Annotated in this window: 20 protein-coding genes and 1 tRNA gene; 13 read left to right on the top strand and 8 right to left on the bottom strand. The window is 60.6% G+C overall.

Annotated elements, in window-relative coordinates; translation table 11 throughout:
- Nucleotides 1-8: 8 nt before the first annotated feature.
- Nucleotides 9-1,928 (top strand): hybrid sensor histidine kinase/response regulator, encoded by a 1,920-nt coding sequence (locus tag J2Y86_RS03450; protein WP_253428158.1) that lies wholly within the window; start codon nt 9-11, stop codon nt 1,926-1,928.
- A 1-nt stretch (nt 1,929) separates the two neighbouring features.
- On the opposite strand, the gene J2Y86_RS03445 is transcribed toward J2Y86_RS03450, so the two are convergent.
- Nucleotides 1,930-2,175, bottom strand: coding sequence for a hypothetical protein (locus tag J2Y86_RS03445; RefSeq protein WP_253428156.1), 246 nt, complete (start codon nt 2,173-2,175; stop codon nt 1,930-1,932).
- Nucleotides 2,176-2,258: 83 nt separating this feature from the next.
- Between J2Y86_RS03445 and J2Y86_RS03440 the strand changes: the two genes are divergently transcribed.
- On the top strand, nt 2,259-2,795 hold the full coding sequence (locus J2Y86_RS03440; RefSeq protein ID WP_253428154.1) for a hypothetical protein: 537 nt from the start codon (nt 2,259-2,261) through the stop codon (nt 2,793-2,795).
- 57 nt (nt 2,796-2,852) lie between these two features.
- On the opposite strand, the gene J2Y86_RS03435 is transcribed toward J2Y86_RS03440, so the two are convergent.
- Nucleotides 2,853-3,329 carry a hemerythrin domain-containing protein gene (locus J2Y86_RS03435; protein WP_253428153.1) on the bottom strand — a complete coding sequence of 159 codons (477 nt, stop codon included), beginning with the start codon at nt 3,327-3,329 and terminating at the stop codon, nt 2,853-2,855.
- Nucleotides 3,330-3,670: 341 nt separating this feature from the next.
- On the opposite strand from J2Y86_RS03435, the gene J2Y86_RS03430 reads away from it, so the two are divergent.
- Entirely contained in the window at nt 3,671-4,894 is a 1,224-nt protein-coding gene (locus J2Y86_RS03430) for a zinc-dependent alcohol dehydrogenase (protein ID WP_253428151.1), read from the top strand.
- A gap of 162 nt (nt 4,895-5,056) precedes the next feature.
- Here the strand turns inward: J2Y86_RS03430 and J2Y86_RS03425 are convergent, their stop codons facing one another.
- Nucleotides 5,057-6,400, bottom strand: coding sequence for a cation:proton antiporter (locus J2Y86_RS03425; protein ID WP_253428150.1), 1,344 nt, complete (start codon nt 6,398-6,400; stop codon nt 5,057-5,059).
- A gap of 46 nt (nt 6,401-6,446) precedes the next feature.
- Entirely contained in the window at nt 6,447-7,058 is a 612-nt protein-coding gene (locus J2Y86_RS03420; protein WP_253428148.1) for a Yip1 family protein, read from the bottom strand.
- A 169-nt stretch (nt 7,059-7,227) separates the two neighbouring features.
- Here J2Y86_RS03420 and J2Y86_RS03415 point away from each other — a divergent pair, with 169 nt between their 5' ends.
- The 3 genes from J2Y86_RS03415 to J2Y86_RS03405 are packed head-to-tail and all read left to right on the top strand — an operon-like array spanning nt 7,228 to nt 8,714.
- Nucleotides 7,228-7,749 (top strand): CinA family protein, encoded by a 522-nt coding sequence (locus J2Y86_RS03415; protein ID WP_253428146.1) that lies wholly within the window; start codon nt 7,228-7,230, stop codon nt 7,747-7,749.
- Nucleotides 7,739-8,257 (top strand): hypothetical protein, encoded by a 519-nt coding sequence (locus tag J2Y86_RS03410; protein ID WP_253428144.1) that lies wholly within the window; start codon nt 7,739-7,741, stop codon nt 8,255-8,257. Before J2Y86_RS03415 ends, J2Y86_RS03410 begins: the two co-directional genes overlap by 11 nt.
- 7 nt (nt 8,258-8,264) lie before the next feature.
- Nucleotides 8,265-8,714: a DUF421 domain-containing protein gene (locus tag J2Y86_RS03405; protein WP_253428142.1), complete on the top strand. Its 450-nt coding sequence runs from the start codon at nt 8,265-8,267 to the stop codon at nt 8,712-8,714.
- A 44-nt stretch (nt 8,715-8,758) separates the two neighbouring features.
- Here J2Y86_RS03405 and J2Y86_RS03400 read toward each other — a convergent pair whose 3' ends face one another.
- Nucleotides 8,759-9,616: an SDR family oxidoreductase gene (locus J2Y86_RS03400; RefSeq protein WP_017338784.1), complete on the bottom strand. Its 858-nt coding sequence runs from the start codon at nt 9,614-9,616 to the stop codon at nt 8,759-8,761.
- 312 nt (nt 9,617-9,928) lie between these two features.
- Entirely contained in the window at nt 9,929-11,083 is a 1,155-nt protein-coding gene (locus J2Y86_RS03395; protein ID WP_253428140.1) for a MalY/PatB family protein, read from the bottom strand.
- 397 nt (nt 11,084-11,480) lie between these two features.
- Here J2Y86_RS03395 and fdnG point away from each other — a divergent pair, with 397 nt between their 5' ends.
- The 7 genes from fdnG (at nt 11,481) to J2Y86_RS03360 (ending at nt 21,334) form a co-directional block, all read left to right on the top strand.
- On the top strand, nt 11,481-14,546 hold the full coding sequence (gene fdnG / locus J2Y86_RS03390) for a formate dehydrogenase-N subunit alpha (RefSeq protein WP_253428138.1): 3,066 nt from the start codon (nt 11,481-11,483) through the stop codon (nt 14,544-14,546).
- Entirely contained in the window at nt 14,547-15,482 is a 936-nt protein-coding gene (fdxH, locus tag J2Y86_RS03385) for a formate dehydrogenase subunit beta (protein WP_253428136.1), read from the top strand.
- On the top strand, nt 15,479-16,132 hold the full coding sequence (locus J2Y86_RS03380) for a formate dehydrogenase subunit gamma (protein ID WP_253428134.1): 654 nt from the start codon (nt 15,479-15,481) through the stop codon (nt 16,130-16,132). Before fdxH ends, J2Y86_RS03380 begins: the two co-directional genes overlap by 4 nt.
- 5 nt (nt 16,133-16,137) lie before the next feature.
- Nucleotides 16,138-17,064: a formate dehydrogenase accessory protein FdhE gene (gene fdhE, locus J2Y86_RS03375; protein ID WP_253428132.1), complete on the top strand. Its 927-nt coding sequence runs from the start codon at nt 16,138-16,140 to the stop codon at nt 17,062-17,064.
- Between the two features lie 842 nt (nt 17,065-17,906).
- On the top strand, nt 17,907-19,328 hold the full coding sequence (gene selA, locus J2Y86_RS03370; RefSeq protein WP_253428130.1) for an L-seryl-tRNA(Sec) selenium transferase: 1,422 nt from the start codon (nt 17,907-17,909) through the stop codon (nt 19,326-19,328).
- Nucleotides 19,325-21,232 (top strand): selenocysteine-specific translation elongation factor, encoded by a 1,908-nt coding sequence (selB, locus tag J2Y86_RS03365; RefSeq protein ID WP_253440097.1) that lies wholly within the window; start codon nt 19,325-19,327, stop codon nt 21,230-21,232. Before selA ends, selB begins: the two co-directional genes overlap by 4 nt.
- Nucleotides 21,233-21,238: 6 nt before the next feature.
- Nucleotides 21,239-21,334, top strand: a tRNA-Sec gene (locus tag J2Y86_RS03360).
- A 6-nt stretch (nt 21,335-21,340) separates the two neighbouring features.
- Here J2Y86_RS03360 and J2Y86_RS03355 read toward each other — a convergent pair.
- Nucleotides 21,341-22,672 carry an OprD family porin gene (locus tag J2Y86_RS03355; protein ID WP_253428128.1) on the bottom strand — a complete coding sequence of 444 codons (1,332 nt, stop codon included), beginning with the start codon at nt 22,670-22,672 and terminating at the stop codon, nt 21,341-21,343.
- Between the two features lie 56 nt (nt 22,673-22,728).
- Complete coding sequence (locus J2Y86_RS03350; protein ID WP_017338794.1) at nt 22,729-23,382, bottom strand: hydrolase; 654 nt, start codon at nt 23,380-23,382, stop codon at nt 22,729-22,731.
- Nucleotides 23,383-23,512 lie beyond the last annotated feature (130 nt).

Here is a 23,512-nt window from a genome sequence, read left to right as displayed (position 1 = left end):
AGGGCTCAATGAACGAAGGTCGAACCAAGGCCAGCACTATCGAGGACGGGCGTTTTCGCCTGTTGATCGATGCGGTGATTGACTACGCGATCTACATGATTGATCCCGACGGCATCATCACGAGCTGGAATGCCGGCGCCAAGCGCTTTAAAGGGTATGAGGAAGCCGAGATTCTCGGCCAGCATTTCTCGCGTTTCTACACCGAAGAGGATCGTCTCAAAGGGATGCCCCAACGGGCGCTGGACACGGCGATCCGTGAGGGGCGTTTCGAGGGGGAAGGCTGGCGGGTTCGCAAGGACGGTTCGCATTTCTGGTGCCACGTGGTGATCGATCCGATTTTCGACGCAACGGGCACCTTGTTGGGTTTTGCCAAGATCACCCGGGACCTGACCGACCGCAAGATGGCCGAAGAAGTGCTCAAACAAAGTGAGCAGCAGTTTCGGCTATTGGTCCAAAGCGTCACGGACTATGCCATCTACATGCTCGACGCTGATGGGCGCCTGACCAACTGGAACCCTGGTGCCCAGCGCATCAAGGGTTACCGGCCCGAAGAAGTGATCGGCCAGCATTTTTCGATGTTCTATACCCCGGAAGATCGCGAAGCCGGCGAACCGAAACGCACGCTGGACGTTGCGGTTCGCGAGGGGCGATTCGAAAACAAGGGCTGGCGCCTGCGCAAGGACGGCACACGGTTCCTGGCGCATGTCGTGGTCGATCCGATCTGGGGCGACACCGGCACATTGCTCGGTTTCGCCAAGATCACCCGGGATATCACTGAAGCGACCCATGCCCAGCAGGCCCTTGAGCAAACCCGCGAGGCGCTGTTTCAGGCGCAGAAAATGCAGGCCATCGGGCAACTCAGCGGAGGCATCGCCCATGACTTCAATAACCTGCTGACAGTGATCCTCGGCAATCTGGAAATCGTCCGCAAGCGGGTGGGGGAGGATTCGAAAATCACTCGGTTGCTGGATAACGCCGTTCAGGGCGCCTTGCGCGGCGTCTCGCTGACCCAGCGCATGCTGGCCTTCGCCAGGCGCCAGGAACTGAAGACCGAGCCTGTGGAAATACCGAAGCTGGTAGAGGGCATTACCGGTCTGTTGCGCAGTTCCCTCGGGCCTTCCGTGGTGCTCGAAACCCGTTTTCCGCAGGAAATCGAGCCGGTGGTGGCAGACATTAACCAGCTCGAACTGGCGGTCCTGAACCTGGTGACCAACGCGCGCGATGCAATGCCCCATGGTGGGAAAATCCTTATCAGCACCAAGTCTGAAGAAGCCGCGGATCACGCCTCGCTTTCGCCAAAGTCAGGTCGTTTTGTCTGCCTGAGCGTCAGTGATTCGGGGGAGGGCATGGACGACGTCACCCTCGCCTCAGCGATGGACCCGTTTTTCACCACCAAGGGGGTGGGCAAGGGCACGGGGTTGGGATTGTCGATGGTTCATGGCTTCATCGAACAATTGGGCGGGCGATTCATTCTGAAAAGCCAAAAGGACAAGGGAACAACGGCCGAACTGTGGATACCCGTCGCCACAAACGGTTTGGCCGACAAGCTTGCCCCGGAGGAGGCCGCGCCGCCGGTGCCGCGCCTGTGCGTGCTGGTGGTGGACGACGACAGTCTGGTGCTGACCAGTACCTGCCTGTTGCTCGAAGATTTGGGTCACCGCGTGATCAGTGCGGTGTCCGGAGCTCAAGCGCTGAAAGTGTTCGACAGCGAGCAGGCCGTCGATCTGGTCATTACCGACATGGCCATGCCGCAAATGGATGGCGCGCAACTGGCGCAGGCGATCCGAGGCATCAAGCCGGACCTGCCGATCATCCTCGCCACCGGTTACGCCGAGCGCCTGGAAGGCTTTGCGACAAGACTCCCGCGCCTGTCCAAGCCTTTCACTCAACTCAATCTGGTGGAAATCATTGCCTCGACGATGAAATGACTCATTGTTCGGCCGCGGAACCTGCATTCTTTTTGAACCCGCGCAGGTTCATGGCGCACAGGCAAAACTGCAACACGATCAAGGCGTAGGCCTGGGAGTGATACCCCCAGATCACCCATAGAATGTTGCTGAGGATAAAGCACATGAACCCCCAGACCCGGCGCCTGGGGGTTCGTGAACCGATCAGCCAGGCCGCCAGCACCGTCACCAGCATCGCTGGCCATTGCACCCAATCAAGATCGTCCATTGCAGGCCCCTTGCAGTGTTAATCCGGCTGAACTTGTCCGCAGGCGTTTCTTCTAAACGTTTTCCATCCTGTGCGTGACTCCCTTGCCAAGAATACTGACTGAACCGTCTGCCGAAGAAGCCCTGACCGAACACAACGCCAAGATGTTCGGCTCGCCCAAGGAGCGCCTGGATTTCTATCGCCGGGAAATCCAGTACGAAACCAGCATTCTGGCCAATCGCACCGACGCCTACCTCGCGGCGCAATCGTTTCTGGTGATTGCCTTCGCATCGTGCATGGCCAACCTTAATCCCGAGTGGGGCAAACTGTTCACCCTGGTGGTCCCGCCGTTTCTGGCGTTGCTGGGGCTGCTCAGTTCTCTCAACGCCTGGCCGGGCATTCGCGCGGCGTACGACATCATCGATCACTGGCACTTCAAGCAGAGTGAATTGCTGCGCAGCGAGCCCCTCATGGGACTGGCCTACGACGAGTCGCCACTGTTCAGCGAGATGGAGTCGTCCCACAAGGGCTACCGCAAATCGCTATTGTTCTCGGTGCGAACACCCTGGATCTTCGCCACGTTCTGGGTCGTGCTAGGCAGTTACGCGGTTTATATCCAGGTGACCAATCCCGGGGCGTGAGACGAAATGCAAAAAAGCCCGGCAAAACGCCGGGCCTTTTATTGCCTGTCACGGTAATCAGGCCGCCATATTGGCCGCACTCATTTCTTTCTTGTACTGGGCTTTGAGGCTTTCCATTTGCGCACCCAATTCTTCGAGGGTGGCTTTGCCCAGCAGCTTTTTAGCCTGAGGGAACATCTCCGTTTCTTCCTCTTCGATGTGGTGCTCCAGCAATTCCTTGACCACTTTCACCCGCCCGGCGAACTCCACGGAGGACGGGTCGGTGACTTTCAGGTCAGGCAGCACCAGCGAGTCGACGGTGCGGTGTTCTTCCTTGGCTTCGTAATACATGACGTCCTGTTCCTTGCCGCCCGCTTTTTTATACGCCGGGTACAAGACTTCCTCTTCGAGGCGGGTATGGATGGTGATCTCCATTTCAAGCTTGGCCAGCAGCTCGGTGCGTTTTTTAACGCCACGTTCAGTGGATTCGCTCAGCTGGGTCAGGATGCCCTTTACGCGTTCATGGTCGGCTTGCAGCAGGTCAATGGCGTTCATGGTCAAGTCTCTCGAATAGTCACGGGGATGAGCGCGAACGGTCTCAAGGCCGAAGGTCGCTCATAGTCCTTGAGCATTTGTCGTGCCGGATAACCTGTTGAAGTAAGTCCATTTAAAATCAAAGGGTTGCAGTGGCTGATGGCGAACTGAAGTCATGCAGGCTGCATGAGTCCGGATTTTGACTCATGCAGTTCGCGGCTTCGTTTTTCAACGCGCCATACACCCGGTTTTTCACGCGCAACCATTGATCAGATTCGCCACTGATGCGACTGAACTCGCAGTGAACCCTCGCTCCCTTAATACAGACACCGATGCCTTTATTGAACCGCGAGGATGCAGCCATGCGTGCAATGACATACCACGGAGCCCATGACGTCAAAATCGAAACCGTGCCCGATCCCGTCATCGAAGCCCCCGACGACATTATCCTGCGAGTGACGGCCACTGCCATTTGTGGATCGGACCTGCATTTGTATCGAGGGAAAATCCCCACCGTGGAGCATGGCGACATTTTCGGCCATGAGTTCATGGGCATCGTCGAAGAAACCGGCCCTGCCGTCACCGCCGTGCAACGGGGTGACCGGGTGGTGATTCCGTTCGTAATCGCCTGTGGCGAGTGCTTTTTTTGCCAGCAGGACCTGTTTGCCAGCTGTGAAACCACCAACACCGGGCCTGGTGCGATCATCAACAAAAAGGCGATTCCACCACCTGCCGCGCTGTTCGGTTTCAGCCGTTTGTATGGGGGTATCCCGGGCGGGCAGGCCGAACTGGTCAGAGTGCCCAAGGCCAATACCGGGCCGTTCAAAGTGCCGGGGACGCTGGCCGACGAGAAGGTGCTGTTTCTATCTGACATCCTGCCGACGGCCTGGCAAGCCGTGCTGAATACCGGGATCGGTCCGGGTTCAAGCATTGCGATCTATGGTGCCGGGCCGGTGGGGTTGTTGAGTGCGGCCTGCGCCAGAATGCTCGGTGCCGAGCAAATCTTCATGGTGGATCATCACGCTTATCGACTGGCTTATGCCCAGCGTACCTACGGTGTGATACCGATCAATTTTGATGAAGATGATGACCCGGCCGACACGATCATCCGCCAGACGGCGGGCAGTCGCGGGGTGGACGGGGTCGTCGATGCGGTCGGTTTCGAAGCCAAGGGCAGCACCACGGAGACGGTGCTCGCCACCCTGAAGCTGGAAGGCAGCAGCGGCAAGGCGTTACGTCAGTGCATTGCGGCCGTGCGTCGCGGCGGCGTGGTGAGTGTGCCGGGCGTTTACTCCGGATTCATCCACGGTTTTCTGTTCGGTGATGCGTTCGATAAAGGCCTGACCTTCAAAATGGGCCAGACCCACGTGCAGCGGTATTTGCCGGAACTGCTGGGGCACATTGAAACCGGCCGCCTGCAACCGGAAGCCATCATCACTCACCGGATGTCGCTGGAGCAGGTGGCTGAGGGCTACAGGATTTTCGATAAAAAGCAGGAGGAGTGCCGCAAGGTCATTCTGACACCCGGCTCCAGTGATATACCGCTGACCGAGAATCTGGAAACCGCCCCGATACCAGCGTTATAGGTGCGATCCCTTGTGGGAGCGGGCTTGTTCGCGAATGCGGTGTTTCAGAATCAGAGAAGTCGACTGACACGGCGCATTCGCGAGCAAGCCCGCTCCCACATTCTTTGGGGAGATGGCTGATTTCCGGTTGATAAATACCGACGTAAATTCACAGCCATCAAATCAAGTCTTTTGTTTTTTGCGCTGCTCATACCAAGCCAGCATCGGTTGCGTGCTGATGCCATGGACGAGAATGCTCAGCGCAACCACCGACAACGTCAGGTCGGTGCAAAGCGCCGCGATCGAAGGCGCGAGCCCATGGTTCAGGGCATAGAAAAGGTAATACAGGCTACCGATCCCGCGAATGCCGAACCAGCCGATCAACAGGCGCTGACGACCGTCCAGCAAGCCGCGCCAGGGCAGGGCGACGACACTCAGCGGGCGAATCAGGCAAAACAACACGCCACCGATCAGCAGCGCTCGCCAGTCCCAGTGCCCAATCAGCACGACACCGAGCAGGGTCACCAGAAACACTTCCATGGCGCGCTCGACCAGACCGCCAAACGCGAGCATGTCGCCCATCATGATGCCGGCGGCAACCTGCGTTTCTTCAAGACCTGCGGTATCGCCATGCACGGCCTGGTGCGGTTCGACGTTCTGATGGCCGACGACCGGCTGTACCAGGTGCTCGGCCGGCAGTTCGTCGTCGCCGGTGGATTTGACTTCGACATGGCGCAGGCCCAGGCCCGCTGCGAACACGGACAAAAAGCCGTAGCCATGAATCGATTCGGCAGCGACGTACGCCAGGGCGATCAGCGCGAGGGCCAGGTAATCGTTAGGGGAAACGGTGCTGTCTTCATTTCTGATCCGCAGCGCCAACGTCAGGCGGCCAATGCCTCGTGCCATCGCATAACCGGTGAGCAAACCGGCCGGGACCGCCCAGAGCAGGCTGTGCAACGCCCAGTCGCCCAGCCAGCCGGGGTTGCCTTCGTGTTGCAGCAACAGCAGCCCGAGGATCACGAATGGAAAGGCAATCCCGTCGTTGAGTCCCGCTTCACCGGAGAGGCCGAAACGCACGCTGTCGTCATCCCGGGCGTCGTTGACTTGCACCAGCGCCGCGAGTACCGGGTCGGTGGGTGCCAGTATCGATCCAATCAACACGGCGGTGCCCCAGGACAGTTCGAACCCGTAGTGCAGCAGCAGGGAAACGCCGGTAATGGTCAACACCATCACCGGGCCAGCCAGGCCAACGGCGATGCGCCAGTTCTTGTCCTTGAAGGGCGAGCGCAACTTCAGCCCGCACACAAACAGCGAAAAGAGCACCGCAACTTCCGTCAGGTGCTCCATCCAGGTGGAGGCGTCGTTCATGTCCAGCTTCAACAGGCCGAGCGCCGCCGGCCCGATGGCGATACCGAGGATCAGGCACACCGCTGATGTCGTCACCGGCATCCAGCGCAGGTACGACGACGTCAACGCCAGTGTCAGCAACACCGCACCCAACACCGACACCCAGAGAATGAAGCTCATGCGCTGTACTCGCCGGGCAGGTGTTGCGATGTTGGGGCGTTGGTGATCAACCGACCGTCGCGCGCAGGTATTCCGGCGTCAGTACGTTGAACCACACCAGGATCATTTCCACCAGGATGGTGACCAGCACCAACAGCCCGACACCCCAGACGCAGGCCGCATTCAGCAACCCTTGCTCCTTGCGTTCATGCATGAAGGTCGGCATGCCGATGAACAGCAAAAACGTCGAGTAGATCGAGGCTGCACCGAGCACGGTGATCGCCAGCCAGCGACTCGGGTACAGACCGGCAAAGCCTGCAAGGAAAAACGGGGTGACGGTATACGCGGCAAAACCGATGCACTGGTTGACCGTCGGCCGCGCATCGAACGTGCGAGACATCCAGCGGATGAACAGCCCCATCAACGCCACGCCAGCGACAATGGTCACGTAAAGCAGTACGCATAATTGCAGCGCGCTACTGCTGCTGAGCTTCACGGTTTCGTTTTCGGCCAGGCTCCAGCCGACATAGGTGGTGCCGATAAACAGGCACACGGCCGGGATCAAGGCGAGCACCAGCAAATGAGCGAGGTAGTGGCGGGGGTGGGCTTCCTCTTCCTTACGGATATCCGTCCACGCGAAGTTCGGTTGGGTAAACAGCTTGACGATAGGTGCGGACATGACGACCTCCTGATCTGGAGCGGCCCCGTGACAGGGGCACCTAAACGTATTGAGGGGCGAGCATTGTCAGGGGTTCACTTTTTATCGCCGTCGCCGGACGTGGTCCGATAGAGGGAATGTTTACCGGCGGGGAAGGTCAACCGAGCAGCTCTGTGTCGGGAGAATTGCCATGAGCGTCAGCCAGTCCGTGGTCGAGTACCTGCGTCAGAACGATTTGCTGCTGACCACTGCAGAATCGTGTACCGCCGGAAAAATCGTCACCCTGCTGGCGGAGGTGCCGCACAGCGGTGAGTTGATCGAGAGCGGCTACGTGGTCTATTCCCCCGAAGCGAAGCAACGCTTGCTCAACGTCAGCCCTTCGACGATCGAAACGTTCAACCTGACCAGTTGCGAAGTCGCCCGGGAAATGGCGGAAGGGGCGCTGCGCGACAGCACGGCCAACGTTGCCGTGGCGACCACCGGCATCCTTGGGCCGGAAGACGTCGATGGCATTCCGGCCGGCACCATTTGTTTTGCCTGGGCCTATCAGACGCGTCACGGGCGCAGTGTTTTCAGTCGGCAGGAACGGTTTTTCGGCACCCGGAGTCAGGTGCAGCTGATGGCCGCAGAGCATGCCTTGAAGTTGCTGCCGGATTTCCATCAGCGTGCGTTGGCCGGCGAGTCAGGCCAGGGAGAAGCGCGTGAGCGATGAGTCCAGTCAACGCGATTACCAGAGTCGCGACTATCCCGTGAAGGAGGACATGGCGTACCAGGTTAAAGTCTGGCGATTCGAGCGCGTGGGCTGGTACGCCCTGGTGGTATTGGTTTTGCTGGCGCTGCTCGGTCTGTTTTCCCACGGGCCGTTGAGCACCCGTGACGTTTCCGGTGGCGATGGCAAGGTGCGTGTGCAGTACGAGATGTTCCACCGAAATGGGTCGACCAACGCCATGCAGATCAGCGTGATCGGTGCGCCGCAGGCCCCGGTCGAGCTGGAACTGTCGGCGGCGCTGCTGGACGGATTCAGCATCGAAACCCTGCAACCGCAACCCGTTCGCGCCCTGAGTGCCGGGCAGGGCATGAAGGTGTGGCTGCAAACCGATGCGCAGGGGCAGGCCAATCTCTACCTGACGTTACGCGGTGACGGGCTGGGGTTGTTTCGCAGCCGCATCACATCCCCCGGCGCCATGCCGGTCGAGCTGGATCAATTCATTTTCCCTTAGGTGACTTATGGATTCGGTATTGCGCGCGGCGGTCATGTATCTGGCGCTGATGGTGCTGTTCAAGATTGCGGGGCGGCGCTCGCTGGCCGAACTGACGACGTTCGATTTCGTGCTGCTGATGATCATCGGTGAGGCGACGCAACAGGCGTTGCTGGGCGATGACTTTTCCTTGACCAATTCGATGCTGGTCATCGTTACGCTGATTGCGATTGACGTTGGCCTTTCGTTGCTCAAGCAGCGCTCGCACTGGGTGTCCCAGCTGATCGATGGCGAGCCGACGATCATCGTCGAGAACGGCAAGGTGTTGCACAAGCGACTGCGCCACGCACGGTTGATCGAGGCCGATATCATGGAGGCGGCCCGTTCGAGTCAGGGCATCGAAACCCTGGACCAGATCAAGTTTGCGATCCTTGAACGAAACGGCAAGATTTCAGTGATCGCTCAAGAATCGCGATGATCCGCTGTTGTGGCGAGCAAGCTCGCTCGCCACAGGGCGTTCCTTCAAAGCATCGGTTTTCCGCCGGTAATCCCGTAGCGCTGACCAGTGATGTAGCTGGCTTCATCCGAGGCCAGCAGCACATAAATCGGCGCCACTTCGACCGGTTGTCCCGGCCGTCCCAGCGGTGTCTGCCCGCCAAAATTCTGCACTTCCTCATCCGGCATGGTCGAGACGATCAGCGGCGTCCAGATCGGGCCCGGCGCCACGCAGTTCACCCGGATGTTTTTCGGGCCCAGCATCTGCGCCAGACCGGCGGTGAAGTTGGCAATCGCGCCTTTGGTCGTGGCATAGGGCAGGAGCGTCGGCTTGGGCATGTCCGAATTGACCGAGCTGGTGTTGATGATCGAACTGCCGGGTTTCATGTGTTTCAGCGCTGCCTGGCAGATCCGGAAGATGGCGGTGATGTTGACGTCGAAGGTCATCACCCATTCTTCGTCCGGGATGTCCTCGAAATTTTCGTGGGTCATCTGGAACGCGGCGTTGTTGACCAGAATGTCGATCCGGCCAAAGCGTTCGACGGTCTTGTCGACCAGCGCCTGGCATTGCGCTTTGTGCGCGATGTCACCGGGCAGCAACACGCACTGGCGCCCGGCCTGTTCGACCCAGCGTGCGGTTTCCTGCGCGTCTTCATGTTCATTGAGGTAGGCGACGGCGACGTCCGCACCTTCACGGGCGAAGGCGATCGCGACTGCGCGGCCGATACCGCTGTCGGCGCCGGTGATCAGGGCGATCTTGCCGTCCAGACGGCCGGAGCCTTTGTAGCTCTGCTCGCCACAATCCGGATACGGGTCCATTTTTTTCTGGGAGCCGGGAACGGGCTGGCCCTGTTTCTTGAAGGGTGGTTTTGGATAGTCAGTCATCGGGAAATCTCCGTTCTCAAGGCAGAAGAGTCAAAGGGTGGACCCTGCTCTTTTGTCCTGAGTTCGGTTGGATTTCTCGGTCGTGTGACCAACGCAAATGCCCAGTAGGAACGAACCTGTGGGGAGGGATTTTGTGGCGAGGGGATTTATCCCCGTTCGGCTGCGAAGCAGTCGTCAACCCTTTACACGCGGTTGATCTTTGAAATACCGGGGCTGCTTCGCAGCCCAACGGGGATAAATCCCCCCGCCACAAAATCCCCTCACTACTGGCTCGCTCACACAGGGGGGGATTGCCTTTGGCTTGAGATCGGATCAGGTGTTGAGATTGAGCAAACTGCGCTCCATCCGGGCGATGCCTTCCTCCAGCAACGCGCGCGGGCAGCCGAAATTCAGGCGGACGAACTGTTTGCAGTCATCGCCAAAATCCAGGCCCGGGCTGAGCCCGACTTTTGCGTGTTCAAGGAAGAACTGCTGCGGATTCTCCAGGCCCAGTGCCGAGCAATCGAGCCACGCCAGGTACGTGCTCTGCGGTACGTTCATGGTGACGCCCGGCAGCCGGGTGCGCACCGCATCAACCAGAAAGTCGCGGTTCCCTTGCAGGTAACCCACCAGCTCGGACAGCCACGGCCCGGCTTCGCTGTAGGCAATGCGTGTCGCTTCCATGCCCAGCGGGTTGACGCTGTCGACCATGCCGCAACGGGCGTGGTTGACCCGCTCACGCAAGGCCCGGTCCTGAATGATCATGAACGAGGTCTTAAGGCCGGCGATGTTGTAGGCCTTGCTCGCCGACATCAGGGTGATGGTGCGCCGGGCGATTTCCGGGCTCAACGACGCGGTGGGAATGTGCTTGCGCCCGTCGAAGCACAGTTCGGCGTGGATTTCGTCGGAGATGATCCAGGCGTCCTGTTCCCGGCAGATGTCGGCCACCGCTTGCAGTTCCTCCCTCGGGAACGCCTTGCCCAGCGGGTTGTGCGGATTGCTCAGCAGCAACGCGCCGCCACCGGCCAGCGACTGGCGCAAGGTGTCGAGCGGCGTGGCGTAGGTACCGTCAGCCCGTGTGTCGAAACTCAGTTCAACCTTGTTCAGGCCCCAATGACCGGGGGCATGCCGCAGCGGCGGATAGTTGGGCACCTGGACCACGACATTCTGTTGCGGTTGCACCAGTGCGTTCAGGGCCATGTTGAAACCCGATTCCACGCCCGGCAGGAAAATCAGTTCCTGCGGCTCGACGCGCCAGGAGTATTTACTCCAGAGGTCGGCAACGATGGCATCGCGCAAGTCGTCCTGCGCCACACTGTAGCCGAGCAACGGATGCTCCAGACGTTTTTGCAAGGCCTGGATGATGACCGGCGGCGCGGCGAAATCCATGTCGGCGACCCACATCGGCAATACCTCGGCCGGGTAGCGGCTCCACTTGGTACTGCCGGTGTTGTGGCGGTCGAACACCTGATCAAAATCGAAAGTCATGCTCATCTCATAAGGGCCGGGATTAATTCGGCAGACATGATAAGCGCCAAGCGGTGTGGGAGCGAGCCTGTGTAGTGAGGGAATGTTGTGGTGAGGTGTTTTGTGGCGAGGGGATTTATCCCCGTTCGGCGGCGAAGCCGTCGTAGATCCTGACAACCCGGTATGACTGAAAGAATGCAGGGGGCCGCTTCGCAGCCCAACGGGGATAAATCCCCTCGCCACTAAGGTTCGGACTCTACAGGCAGTGATGTCCAAATCTTGTCCGGCGGTCGGTTTTCACACAGTCTGCAACGGCATTGTCTACAGTTTGAAGTGTCGGTAGCCACGCTGCCGCCACCGTGATTGTCCAGAAAAACCCGGCACAAGTACCGGGTCTCCACCTGATCAGGAGTGCACGATGGATCTCAACCGTCGTCAGTTCTTCAAGGTTGCCGGTATCGGCCTTGCAGGCTCGAGCCTGGGCGCGCTGGGCATGGCCCCGGCGCCGGCCTTCGCCGAGCAGGTGCGCCACTTCAAGCTCGCCCACACCCATGAAACCCGCAATACCTGTCCGTACTGCTCGGTAGGCTGCGGCTTGATCATGTACAGCCAGGGCGATGCCGCCAAGAACGTCGCGCAAAACATCATCCATATCGAAGGCGATGCCGACCACCCGGTCAATCGCGGCACCCTGTGCCCGAAAGGCGCGGGCCTGCTGGATTTCATTCACAGCCCCGGCCGCCTGCAATACCCGCAAGTGCGCAAGCCGGGCAGCAGCGAATGGACGCGGGTGTCCTGGGATGAAGCGCTGGATCGCGTCGCCGACTTGATGAAGGCCGACCGCGACGCCAACTTCATCGAGAAGAACGAACAGGGCCAAACGGTGAACCGCTGGCTGACCACCGGTTTCCTGGCGGCCTCGGCGGCGTCCAACGAAGCGGGCTACATCACCCACAAGGTCATTCGCAGTCTCGGCATGCTGGGGTTCGATAACCAGGCGCGTGTCTGACACGGCCCGACGGTGGCAAGTCTTGCCCCGACGTTTGGCCGTGGTGCCATGACCAATACCTGGACCGATATCGCCAACGCGAATCTGATCCTGGTGATGGGTGGTAACGCCGCAGAAGCGCACCCGTGCGGTTTCAAATGGGTGACCGAAGCCAAGGCTCACAACGCCGCGAGGCTGATCGTGGTCGATCCGCGATTCACCCGCACCGCGTCCGTGGCCGACTATTACGCGCCGATTCGCACCGGCACCGACATCGCCTTCATGGGCGGGTTGATCAATTACCTGCTGACCGAGGACAAGATCCAGCACGAGTACGTGCGCAATTACACTGACGTTTCGTTCATCGTCAAAGCCGGGTATGGCTTCGAGGACGGCATCTTCAGCGGATACGACGTGGCCAAGCGTGCATATACCGACAAGTCCGGCTGGGGTTATGAACTCGGTGAAGACGGCTTCGTCAAGGTCGACCCGACCCTGCAAGACCCGCACTGTGTCTACCAACTGATGAAGCAGCATTACAGCCGCTACAACATCGAGCTGGCCAGCCAGATTTGCGGCATGCCCGTGGACGCCATGCAAAAGATCTGGGAAGAGATCGCCACTTGCTCGCAACCGGGCAAGACCATGACGATCCTGTATGCCCTGGGCTGGACGCAGCATTCGATCGGCTCGCAAATCATCCGCAGCGCCGCCATGGTGCAGTTGCTGCTGGGCAACGTCGGCATGCCGGGCGGCGGCGTCAATGCCTTGCGCGGGCACTCCAACATTCAGGGCCTGACCGACCTCGGGCTGTTGTCCAACGCACTGCCGGGCTACCTGACCCTGCCGGTAGACGCCGAGCAGGACTACAACGCCTACATCACCAAACGCACGCAGAAACCGTTGCGGCCGGGGCAATTGTCCTACTGGCAGAACTACAGCAAATTCCACGTCAGCCTGATGAAAGCCTGGTACGCCGGCAACGCCACCGCCGAGAACAACTGGGCTTACGACTACTTGCCGAAACTGGACATTTCCCAGTACGACATCCTCAAGGTGTTCGACCTGATGGGGCAGGGCAAGGTCAACGGCTACATGTGCCAGGGCTTCAACCCGATTGCCGCGTTGCCCGACAAAAACCGGGTGATGGCGGCGCTGGCCAAGTTGAAATGGCTGGTGGTGATGGACCCGCTGTCCACCGAAACCTCGGAGTTCTGGCGCAATGTCGGGCCGTACAACGATGTGGAAACCGCCGGCATCCAGACCGAAGTGATCCGCCTGCCCACCACCTGTTTCGCCGAGGAAGACGGCTCGCTGGTCAACAGCAGTCGCTGGCTGCAATGGCACTGGAAAGGCGCCGACGGCCCTGGCGAAGCGCGCACCGACGTGCAGATCATGAGCGAGCTGTTCCTGCGCCTGCGTCAACGCTATCAAGCCAAGGGCGGCACGTATCCCGACCCGATCCTCAAACTGTCATGGCCCTACAAGATCGCTGACGAACCGACGCCAGAAGAGCTGGCCAGGGAAATCAACGGTTACGCCACCACCGACTTTACCGATGCGACAGGCGTGGCGATCAAGGGCAGTGCGCAACTGGCCGGCTTCGGCCAACTCAAGGATGACGGCAGCACCGCATCAGGCTGCTGGATTTTCTGCGGCAGCTGGACCGAGACCGGTAACCAGATGGCCCGGCGCGACAACAGCGACCCGTACGGCATGAAGCAAAACCAGGGCTGGGCCTGGGCCTGGCCGGCAAACCGGCGGATTCTCTACAACCGCGCCTCAAGCGACCCGCAAGGCAAACCGTGGGACCAGAAAAAACGTCTGGTGTGGTGGAACGGCAAAGCCTGGGGCGGCACCGATGTGCCGGACTTCAAGGCCGACTCGCCACCGGAAGCCGGGATGAACCCGTTCATCATGAATCCCGAAGGTGTGGCGCGGTTCTTTGCCGTCGACAAGATGAATGAAGGCCCGTTCCCGGAACACTACGAGCCGTTCGAGACGCCCATCGGCATCAACCCGCTGCACCCGGACAACAAGAAAGCCACCAGCAACCCGGCGGCCCGGATCTTCGATTCGGTGTGGGATTCCCTCGGCGTGGCCAAGGATTACCCGTACGCCGCCACCAGCTACCGCCTGACCGAACATTTCCACTTCTGGAGCAAGCATTGCAAGCTCAACGCGATTTCCCAGCCGGAGCAGTTCGTCGAGATCGGCGAGGTGCTGGCCAAGGAAAAAGGCATCGTTGCCGGTGACCGGGTGCGGGTCAGCAGCAAGCGCGGGCATATCGAAGCGGTGGCGGTGGTGACCAAGCGGATACGTCCGCTGCAGGTCAACAATCAGGTGGTGCACCAGATCGGCATTCCGTTGCACTGGGGATTCACCGGGCTCACGCGTCACGGATACCTGACCAATACGCTGGTGCCGTTCCTCGGCGATGGCAACACCCAGACCCCGGAATCCAAGTCATTCCTGGTCAACGTGGAGAAAGTCTAAATGGCCAGCCAAGACATTATTGCCCGTTCGGCCACCACGACGGTTTCGCCTTCGGTGCGCAATCAGGAGGAAGTGGCCAAGCTGATCGACACCACCAAGTGCATCGGCTGCAAGGCCTGCCAGGTCGCCTGTTCGGAATGGAACGAACTGCGCGACGACGTCGGTCACAACCTCGGCACCTACGACAATCCCCAGGACCTGAGCGCCGAAACCTGGACCCTGATGCGCTTTACCGAGCACGAGACCGATGCCGGCAACCTCGAATGGCTGATCCGCAAGGACGGCTGCATGCATTGTGCCGAGCCCGGCTGCCTTGCGGCGTGCCCGAGTCCGGGGGCGATCATCAAGCACGCCAACGGTATCGTCGATTTCGATCAGGACCATTGCATCGGTTGCGGTTATTGCATCACCGGCTGCCCGTTCAACATTCCGCGGATCTCGCAGAAAGATCACAAGGCCTACAAGTGCACGCTGTGCTCGGACCGGGTCGCGGTGGGCCTTGAACCGGCCTGCGTGAAAACCTGTCCGACCGGGGCGATAGTGTTCGGCACCAAGGACGACATGAAGGAACACGCCGCCGAACGCATCGTCGACCTCAAGAGCCGCGGCTTCGCCAACGCAGGTCTGTACGACCCCGAAGGCGTGGGCGGTACGCACGTCATGTACGTGTTGCATCACGCCGACACGCCGGTGCTGTACGCCGGATTGCCGAACAGTCCGACGATCAGTCCCCTGGTGGAGTTGTGGAAAGGCGTGAGCAAACCCTTGGGCTTGCTGGCCATGGGACTGGCGGTACTGGCCGGGTTCTTCCACTACGTGCGCGTTGGCCCGCAGATCGTCGAGGAAGACGAACTTCCGATTCTCAAAGACCCTGCGGTGCATGAAGTCGATCCGGCGGTGCACACCTTCGATCCGCGCGGGGAGGACAGACCATGATCCGCAGACAGATCCTGCGCTACACCTCGAACCAGCGCACCAATCACTGGCTGGTGGCGATCTTCTTCTTCATGGCGGCATTGTCGGGGCTGGCGCTGTTTCATCCGGCGCTGTTCTGGCTCAGCAACCTGTTCGGCGGCGGGCCGTGGACGCGCATCCTGCATCCGTTCATGGGCGTGGTGATGTTCGTGCTGTTCCTGGGGCTGGTGATTCAATTCTTTCGGGCGAACTTTTTTATCAGCAATGACCGCCTGTGGCTGCGCCGCGTCGGGCGGGTGATCCAGAACGAGGAGGAGGGCGTTCCGCCGATCGGCAAGTACAACCCGGGGCAGAAGCTGCTGTTCTGGACGTTGTTGCTGTGCATGCTGGTGTTGTTGTTCAGCGGGCTGGTGATCTGGCGTGCGTATTTCGGCGAGTATTTCGGCATCACCTCGATTCGCTGGGCGATGCTGCTGCATGCCTTGGCGGGATTTGTCTTGGTGTTGAGCATCATCGTGCACATCTACGCCGGCATCTGGATCAAGGGCTCGGTCAGCGCCATGGTGCATGGATGGGTCAGCCGTGCCTGGGCGAGTAAGCACCATGAACTCTGGTACCGGGAAGTGACGCGCGACGAACATCCAGAACGGCCGGTCAGTAAAAAAGGATAAGCACCTTGGCGACGATTCTTGAGCCTGGCGAGATCGAAGCGGCGGCGAGTTCACCGCCGTTTCTGCACCTGCCGCCGAACAACCTGTTTGCCTTGCGCGCGCGGCGACTGGAACGGTTGGCTGAGGGGCATCCTTTGGCTGGTTACCTGCTTTTGGTGGCTGGTCTGTGTGATGTTCAGCAGCAGTTGATGGATGATCCGCCCGTCATTGCGTTGCCGGATTCCGAACGCTTGCGGGTTTGCCTGCAGCATGGCCTGCCACCGTTCGCTGCCGACAGTCTGGTGCGCGAGGACGATTGGTTGCCTTGGCTCGAGGCGTTGTTGCAGCGTTATCTGCCACCGTCGCAATGGGAAGTCGAGAGCGCGATTACCCGCTTGCGCAATGCCAGTGTCGGCCAACTCAAAGCGTGGGCAATTGCTTTGGTCAGTGGCCAGTTTGCGATGCTGCCCGCGGCGTTGGTGCCGTTCCTGGGCGCTGCATTGCAGGCCGTGTGGAGCCATTGGTTGCTGAACACGCCTGGTCTGGTCTTGAAACCCGGCGACAGTCTCAGCCAGTGCCCGGCGTGCGGTTCGCCGGCGATGGCTGGGGTGATCCGGCATCGCGGCAAGCACAACGGCTTGCGTTATCTGGTGTGTTCGTTGTGTGCCTGTGAATGGCACGTGGTGCGGGTTAAATGCGTGTATTGCGAGCAGAGCAAGGGCCTTGAGTACGTCAGTCTCGATGATGATCGCCATGCTGCCAATCAGGCGCCGTTGCGGGCTGAAGTTTGTCCCGGTTGTCGCAGTTATCTGAAGTTGTTGTATCTGGAGAATGATGCTGATGCTGAAGCGCTGTCGGGGGATTTGACCAGTCTGATGCTGGATATGCGGCTGGAGCAGGAAGGGTATCAGCGGGTGGCGCCTAATCTTTTGTTTGCGCCTGGGGGGGACTGACGCTGTCTTGGTGTGGGGGGGTATATCCGTTTTTTCGGTAACGGCTGATATTGGTTCCGCCCTTACGGCGGGTCACTTGGAAAAGCGCCAAGTAACCAAGCGCTTTTGCCCCTTTCGTTCGGTGGCTCGCTAAGACTCGCCATGCCCTCGTTCCGGTCCTGCTCCGTGGGCCCGCCGCCATCGGCCATCCATGGCCGGGGGCGGCTACCGCGGCATCCTTGCCGCGGTGCCCACTGCGCAGAACCTCCACTCGGCCTCTCGAGGGGGCGACCACCGCCACAGCACCGCGAGGCGGCCTTCGGGCCGACCTGGGCGTCAAGCGGGCGCGCTTCGCTGACTTGATCGTTCCCCCCCTCTTGAGCAACCCCGATTAAATGTGGGAGCGGGCTTGCTCGCGAATGAGGCCGTGTCAGTCAACATCAATGCTGAATGCCAGTCCGCATTCGCGAGCAAGCCCGCTCCCACAGGGTATTTTTGGTGGGCATGAGATTGGTGTTCGTCGCCGATGACTTTGACGGAAAACAGGCCGGTTATCAGGCCGCCTCGCTTTGTTTTTGATCTTGATCTGCCCCGTCGGAGCGAGCCACCGTACGTCAGGGGCGCTGGGCGCTTGGTTACTTGGCGCTTTTCCAAGTGACCCGCCGTCAGGGCGGAACCCATAGCCGCCGTTACCGAAAAAATGGATATGTACACCATCAAAACTTAGGTCAACTGACACACCGCTATCGCTGGCAAGCCAGCTCCCACAGGGTTCCGTGAACATCCGCAAGAACAGGTTGGCTGTCACGCGAAGAAGCTCGGCCGACTACACTCAGGCGGTCAGCCGTTTACGGGAGCCCCTGATGTCCTCCAGATCCGCCACCCCGGCCTTGCGGCTACCTTCCATCGACAGTTTGCTACGCCATCCAGCCTGTCAGCCCCTGGCCGAGCGCTACGGGCGCGAGGCGCTGCTGGCCAGTCTGCGGCAACTGCTCGACGACCTGCGTGAACCGGTCATTTCAGGACAACTCGACGCTATCGAAATCACCCCCGAAACCTTGGCGGGCAGGGCGGGCGAGCGCCTTGCCCGGCAGCATCGCAGCCATGTCCGCCGCGTATTCAATCTCACCGGCACCGTGCTGCACACCAACCTCGGCCGCGCGTTGTTGCCGCAGGAAGCGATCGATGCCGTGCAGATGGCCGCCCGTTATCCGCTCAACCTGGAATTCGACCTGCACAGCGGCAAGCGCGGCGATCGCGATGACTTGATCGAAGGCCTGATCCGCGAACTGACCGGCGCCGAAGCCGTGACCGTGGTCAACAACAACGCGGCCGCCGTGCTGCTGACGCTCAATAGCCTGGGCGCGCGCAAGGAAGGGATCATTTCCCGGGGTGAACTGATCGAAATCGGCGGTGCGTTCCGCATTCCCGACATCATGGCGCGGGCCGGGGTGAAGCTGCATGAAGTCGGCACCACCAATCGCACCCACGCCAAGGATTACGAAGCTGCCATCGGTCCGCGCAGCGGCCTGGTGATGCGCGTGCACGCCAGCAACTACAGCATTCAGGGCTTCACCACGAGTGTGCCGACCGCCGAGTTGGCAGAGCTGGCGCACAAGCACGGTTTACCGCTGCTTGAAGACCTCGGCAGCGGCAGTCTGCTCGACTTGACGCGCTGGGGCTTGCCCGCCGAACCGACGGTGCGCCAGGCATTGCTCGACGGTGCAGACATTGTCACCTTCAGCGGCGACAAACTGCTCGGTGGGCCGCAGGCCGGGCTGATCGTCGGGCGCAAAGAGCTGATCGCGAAGATCAAGAAGAACCCGCTCAAACGAGCGTTGCGCGTCGATAAGCTGACCCTGGCCGCCCTCGAAGCCGTGCTGGGTCTGTACCGCGATCCGGATCGCCTGGCCGAACGCCTGCCGAGTTTGCGCCTGCTCACCCGGCCTCAGCCTGACATCCTCGCCCAGGCCGAGCGCCTGCAACCCTCACTGGCCAGGGTGATGAGTGATGGCTGGAACGTCAGCGCAGTGCCGTCGCTGGGCATGATCGGCAGCGGCAGCCAACCGGTGGCGCGCTTGCCGAGTGCGGCGTTGTGCCTGCGACCGGAGGTCAGCAAGCGCCTGCGCGGTCGGCGGTTGCTTGATCTGGAAGCGGCCTTCAGAACACTGGACATTCCCGTGCTCGGCCGCCTCGATGACGATGCGCTGTGGCTGGATCTGCGGCAACTGGACGACGAGCCGGCGTGGCTGGCGCAACTCGATCAACTGCAGGTGCCCGGGTGATCGTCGGCACCGCCGGGCACATCGACCACGGCAAGACGTCCTTGCTGCAGGCCTTGACCGGCCAGGCGGGCGACCGTCGCCGGGAAGAGCGTGAGCGGGGCATGACCATCGACCTGGGCTATCTGTATTCGGCGCTCGAACCGGGCGCGGCCCTGACCGGTTTTATCGACGTGCCCGGTCATGAACGCTTCACCCATAACATGCTGGCCGGGGCGCAGGGCATTGATCTGGTGTTGCTGGTGGTTGCCGCCGATGACGGCGTCATGCCGCAGACCCGCGAACACCTGGCCATCGCCGAACTGCTGGGCATTCCCCGGGCGCTGATCGCGATTACCAAATGCGACCGGGTCGATCCCTCCAGGGTGCAGGCCGTACGCGAACAGATCGTCACCTTGCTGGCGCCCGGCCCTTATGCCGGTGCGCCGCAGATGGCAGTGTCGAACACGACCGGCGAGGGCATCGAAACCCTGCGTCAGGCGTTGCTGGATGCGCAAAAAAATGTGCTCCAGCGCAGTACTCGCGGCGGGTTTCGCCTGGCAATCGATCGGGCTTTCAACGTTGCCGGTGCGGGAATTGTGGTGACCGGCACGGCGCTGTCCGGACAGGTCACGGTTGGCGACACGCTGTTGCTCGGCCCACAGGGCAAACCGGTGCGGGTGCGCGGCCTGCATGCGCAGAATCAGGCTGCCAACCGCGCAACCGCAGGCCAGCGCGTGGCGTTGAACCTGAGCGCCGAACGCCTGGCACTGGAGCAGATTCATCGGGGGCACTGGTTGTTGGCCGAGTGGCTGTATGCGCCGACGCAGCGACTGGACATCGACTTGCACCTGTTGGCCAGCGAAGCCAGGGCATTCGAACATTTTCAACCGGTGCACGTGCACCTCGGGACTCAGGACGTCACAGGGCGAGTGGCATTGCTGGAAGGCTCCAGCCTGGCGCCGGGTGAGCGAATGTTCGCGCAACTCCTGCTCAATGCCCCTGTGCAAGCGGTTCACGGCGACCCGTTGATCCTGCGCGATCAAAGCGCTCAACGCACCCTCGGCGGTGGCCGGGTGCTGGACCCGTTCGCGCCGTCCCGACAGCGCCGCAGCCCGGAGCGACTGGCGCAGTTGCAGGCACTGGCCACGACGACACATCTGGAAGCCGTCTTGCCGGCATTGCTGGCCAACAGCGACACCGGACTCGATCCGCAGCGACTGGAACGCCAGTTCAACCGTCCGCGCAGCACCTGGGATTTGCCTGATGATATGCGCCTGATCAACACGCGGCAGGGACAGCTGCTGTTCAGTACGCTGCGTTGGGACACGCAAAAAGCCCGGTTGCTGGAACACTTGGCGCGTTTTCATCAACTGGAGCCGGACCAGATGGGCCCGGACCGGGATCGTCTGCGTCGGTTCACCGGCACGGCGCTGGACCGTGCGACGTTCATCAGCCTGATCGACGAACTGTTGGCAAGTGGCGCCATCGCTGCCAGCGGACCGTGGCTGCATTTGCCCGGCCATCAGGTGCGTTTGAGCGAGGAAGACGAAGCCCTGTGGCAACACTTGCAACCGCTGTTCGATCAGGCCGGATTCGAACCGCCGTGGGTACGTGATCTGGGCGGCGATGAAGTGGCGGTGCGCTTGCTGCTGCGCAAGATGGCGCGGCTGGGCCTGGTGCATCAAGTGGTCCGCGACCTGTTTTATACAGACGCCATGCTGCGTCGTATGGCGTCTATGCTCTTGCAACTGGCGGCGCAAAACGAGGTGATTCAAGTCACGGCGTTTCGCGATGCGGTGGGCCTGGGGCGCAAGCGCAGCATCCAGATTCTCGAATACTTCGACCGCCTCGGCCTGACCCGACGCTTTGGTGACAAGCGCCATGTGCGCCTGGACAGCGCACTGGCCCGGCCAACAGAGCACTGAGTTCATGGAAGGCAATCGCGCCCGGTGGCGCGGCCGGGCTTCAAACCCGGTTGGGGACGGCATCCGTTCCCGGGCGAGTTCGACTCCCGCTGCCTTCCGCCATTTCCCTCAGAAGCGCCCGAAGTTCAACGGGTACTCGATGACCACGTAAACCCGGTCGATATCATCACCGGCCTGGGCGCTGTTGGCCCGGTGCGAGACATGGGACAGTTGCAGTGACAAGCCCTTGGCCGAGCCGGACTGCACGATGTAGCGCAAGTCGATATCGCGCTCCCAATGCCGTCCGCCATCGCCTTGCTGCGGCACGTTCGTGCCGACCGATTCATCGAACGGGTTGTAAGCGCCGCCCTGGGGGGCATGGGTGCCGTCAATCTGGCTGCCCCTGACGTAACGGGTCATGAATTTCAGACCGGGAATGCCATAGGCGCCCAGATCCAGGTCGTAACGCGCTTGCCAGGATTGTTCGTGGGCGCCGTTGAAGTCGGCGTATTTGATCGAGTTGGCGAGGTAGATGGAGTCGCCACCGACGAAGTCGAACGGTGTATTGCCGTTGACCTTCTGGTAGGCCAGGGTAAAGGCATGGGCATCGACGGTGTATTTGCCCGACAGGCTGAACGCAGTGTTATCGATGGCGCCGGCCAACGCTCGGCCGGTGTCCCGGGTGTGATAAAGATTGGCGTCGAGGAACCAGCCGGACTGTTTCAGGTGCAGATTGCCGTAGTACTGATGCCAGGTGTCGGTCAATTCCGATGTGTACAGGGCGGCGCCAATAGGACTTTGCGTAAACAGGTCGGCACCCAGCAATGAAATGCCGCCTGCCTCGGTGTTCGCGCCATAACCATAAAAGTTGCCCTTGCCCGAAGAATTGTCCTGGTTCTTGAACGCCGTAAAGTGGCCCGCGACCAGGTTCATCCCGTCGATCTCGCGACTGTTCAACAGAAAACCGCTGGCGTACTCCGGTTGCAGACGTTTGTCGGCGGTGTCGAACACCGGGGTTTCGACCATCATTTCGCCGTAGGCCAACGTGGTTTTCGAGGCCTTGATCTTCAAGGCGCCGCCACCACTGGAGTAGTGGTCTTCGCTGTTGCCGTCACTGTCCAACGGCAATAATCCGGTCCCGGAATGGCCCTTGCCGCCATCCAGTTTCATCCCCAGAAACCCGTGGGCATCGAGGCCGAATCCCAGGGTGCCGGGTGTGAACCCCGATTCGAACGAGGCGATAAAACCCTGGGCCCATTCCGCCTTGTAGCTCTTGCCGGCGGGCGAGGGCGAGCGGTAGTCGCTGTTGAGGTAGAAGTTACGGCTCAACACCTCGAGCTTTGAATCCTCGACAAAGCCTTGCGTCGATTCATCGGCCCGGACGACGCCGCTGGTGCTGGCTAAAACTACGGACAAGCACAAGGGCAGCCTGACCCGCAGGTCTTGCGAGGAATAAGTCATCGATCAATCACCGCGAGGGAACGCGACTCCGCCTTACGCGGAGCCGCTGGCATTGCTTAGTGACCTTCGGAAGCACCAAACATGGTCTTGGCGTAGATCAGCCCCAGACCGTAGGAACCACCGTTGGCAATCGAGGTTTTCACGGTTTCGTCATAGGTTTCGGTGCGTGCCCAGTCGCGTTGCAACTCAAGCAGGTATTGCAACGACGTCATCGGCCGCGCGCCGATCTGAATCATGCGCTGCATCGCCATTTCGTGAGCTTCGGTGGAGACGTCGCCACAGGCGTCGGCAATCACGTAGACCTCAAAACCCTGGTCGATGGCCGACAGCGCCGGGCCGACGATGCACACGGAGGTCCACAGGCCGGCGAGGACGATTTTCTGTTTGCCGATCTTGTTGACTTCGACGGCGATGCGCTCGTCTTCCCAGGTGTTCATGCTGGTGCGGTCGATGACGTTGTGTTCCGGGAACACCGATTTGATTTCGTCGAAGATCGGGCCGGAGAAGCTCTTCTCGGCAACCGTGGTAAGGATGGTCGAGACCTTGAAGCCACGCGCAGCCTTGGCCACCAGCGCAGCGTTGTTGCGCAGGGTCACGGCGTCGATCGACTTGGTCGCAAAGGACATTTGTGACTGGTGGTCGATCATGATCAGCGTGTGATCGGTCGGGGTCAGCAGGGTTTTGCCGGGAACTGCTTTTGCGATAGCCATGGCGATGTCCTTACGGGTGAGTGAGGAGGCCATGGTTGCTCAGATTCGGACGGAGATATTGAACCGGTGTGCTGTGTTTTGACTTTCTTGCGGGGCAAGATCACCGCGCCGCCCCGCGCCATAAAAGCTA

Source organism: Pseudomonas migulae, assembly GCF_024169315.1.
GTDB lineage: Bacteria > Pseudomonadota > Gammaproteobacteria > Pseudomonadales > Pseudomonadaceae > Aquipseudomonas > Aquipseudomonas migulae_B.
Note: the sequence above shows the minus strand (reverse complement) of the source record. Positions and strands in the feature narration are given on the sequence as shown.